The 2,313-nt window shown below is 74.1% G+C and carries 2 protein-coding genes and 1 pseudogene; 2 read left to right on the top strand and 1 reads right to left on the bottom strand.

Going from position 1 to position 2,313, the window contains the following annotated elements:
- On the top strand, positions 1 to 525 hold a 525-nt coding region (locus ACYVE9_RS23450; protein ID WP_461029884.1), incomplete at its 5' end, for a MarR family winged helix-turn-helix transcriptional regulator.
- 111 nt (positions 526 to 636) lie between these two features.
- On the opposite strand, the gene ACYVE9_RS23455 is transcribed toward ACYVE9_RS23450, so the two are convergent.
- The gene (locus ACYVE9_RS23455; protein ID WP_461029885.1) at positions 637 to 1,434 is read right to left on the bottom strand and encodes a hypothetical protein; all 798 of its coding nucleotides are present in this window, start codon (positions 1,432 to 1,434) and stop codon (positions 637 to 639) included.
- A gap of 445 nt (positions 1,435 to 1,879) precedes the next feature.
- On the opposite strand from ACYVE9_RS23455, the pseudogene ACYVE9_RS23460 reads away from it, so the two are divergent.
- Positions 1,880 to 2,313 (top strand): annotated as a pseudogene (locus tag ACYVE9_RS23460) (hypothetical protein); the annotation flags it as partial.

Below are 2,313 nucleotides of genomic sequence, written 5' to 3' on the forward strand. Positions count from 1 at the left end.
CAGCCGACGCCCCACCCCGGCGGCGAGGCCGCCTCCCACCCACCCGGCGAGGCCGCCTCCCACCCGCCCGGCGAAGCCGCCTCCCACCCGCCCGGCCCTGAGCTGTTGGCTCTCGAACGGGAACTCTCCGTCTTCCTCCGCCGCGCCCGCGCCTCCTCCGGTGAGATGGCGCGTGCGGTGCATCCCGAACTGGAGCCCGCCGCCTACGGGTTGATGCAGCGGCTGGAGAACGCCGGGCCGCAGCGCGCCACCGACCTGGCCGGCTACTTCGGCGTCGGCAAAGCCACCATGAGCCGGCAGCTGCGCGGGCTGGAGTCGCTCGGCCTGGTCACCCGCAGCCCCGACCCGGAGGACGGCCGCGCCTCCCTCGTCGAGCTGACGGCCGTCGGACGGGAACGCTTCACCTGCGTGCGGCGGGCCCGCCGGGAGCGGTACATGCGCAAACTCGCGGCCTGGGACCGGGACGAGATCGCCGAACTCGCCCGGCTGCTGCACCAGCTCAACACCCCGGCCCGCGAGCCCTGAGCCGCTGCCCGCGAGCGGGGGCAGGTGTCCGGTGGCCGCGCGAGCGGCTGGACACCCGCCCGGCCGGGGCCCACCCGCGCGACGGGCGGGGACGGGCCGCAGCGGACCGGCTCAGAAGTGGACCAGGATCGCGGAGGCGTCGTCGCTGGTCTTGCCGCGCGGATGGACGGTGCCGTCCGGATCCGCCGTCTCGGCCGACCGCACCCGGGACACCAGGGCGCGCGGGCCCTCCTTGTGGACCGCCGTGAACAGCGCCTGCCAGTCGCCCAGCCCGAAGACGTCACTCCACCGCGTCGCCCCGTCCGTGAGCGCGAGCAACGCGCGCACCTCCTCGCGGGGGACGCTGCCGGTCACCGCTCGTTCCACCACCGCCGGATCGGCCGCGGCGGTGTGGAAGCCGCCCTCCGCGTTGCGCAGTGCCTCGACGCCCGCCACCCGCTCGGCAAGGGGCAGGCCCCGGAACGCGGGCAGCAGCTCGTCGAGCCGAGGGTCCAGCACGGGCACGACCTCGCCGGCCACCGACTCGAGCAGCAGCGCCGAGTCCGACAGCACCAGGTACTCGACGGCCGTCTCTTCCCACCGGGCGGCGACCACGGTTGCCTGCGGAGTGCGCGGGTGAGAAAGATCACAGGTTGAAACATGGGCCTCGGAGGTACGCGTGACGGCGTCCGCGAGGCACTGGGCGAGTGTCAGGTCCCGTCGGGAGGCGGACAGTTCGAGCAGCGCGCCGCCCAACCGGGCCGTGTACCAGGGCACTCCGTGCACGCAGCCGTCCGGACCCGGCGGCGGGGTCACCCCGTCCAGCAGCACCAGGGCGCCACCCTGCCCCGACGCGGGTACCGCCGCCGACACGTAGTCCTCGTTCGCACGGTCCGGGCTGCCCGGTTCGCTGACCATTTCGACACGCATACGGGCAGTCTGCCCCAGCGGTGGCACTCGGCCGGGGGCGGGGCGTGGCGGACGGCGACCCCCGCGGTTCCGTCCGGAAACCGGCCCCGAGCGGGTCTTTTCTCCGTTCGGCCGGGTTCTCGGCCGGCCCGGTGGAGTTCTCCGCCGATCCGTCGGAGTTCCACCGGAATTGCGGAGTCCGTGAAGCTGCGGGCGGGCATCCTGCCACGCCTCCGCAGGGGATTCCAAGCCCCTCGATCAGCGGGAATCCACCGGCCTCCGCACCGGAGTTGTTTACGTCCTCCGGAGTGTTGTTCACTCCTTCGAGTGGCCCGGCAAAGGAAGGCCGTCCGCACTCATTCGGCACTGGAATGGTCGGTTGCCGTCAACAGGGCGGCGTTCTGACCTCTTGCCGCACACGTTTGGAGTCGCCGTCCGGGCAACCCCCCGGACGCCGGAGACAAGAATGCGAGCACGGGTGGGCAAGAAGCGACTTCGGGGCAGCGGGCAGCACGAGCCGGAGGCCGGCACCGGTTCCCCGGGACGCCGTGCCCGGGTGCGCAACCGACTCCTGGTCTCCGTGGTGCTGTGCGCCGCCGCCGTGATGGCCGCAGGCGCCCCCGGTGTGCTGGCCGGCACCCGCGCGGTGTCGGAGTCCCAGGACCTCGTCGACCGGGCGGACACCAGCCGGCGGGCCATATCGCTCGCCCATGTGCTCGCCGACGAACGCGACGAGGTGGTGCGCCACCTCGCGGCCGAACGGGGCACCGGTGACGAGCCCGGGACGCCCGACCAGGGCCTGCCCGGCCAGGAGGTGCCCGGCGTGCCGGGCGACGGCACAGCCGGCCAGCAGGGTGAGGACCAGGCAGCCGAGGGCAGCGAGCAGGACCCGGCCGGGCC

It is taken from the genome of Streptomyces sparsus (assembly GCF_054776295.1).

What these genes read in the sequence shown, in the direction of transcription:
- ACYVE9_RS23455 (WP_461029885.1), bottom strand. Translation starts at nt 1,434, where the DNA reads ATGCGTGTCGAAATGGTCAGCGAACCGGGCAGCCCGGACCGTGCGAAC.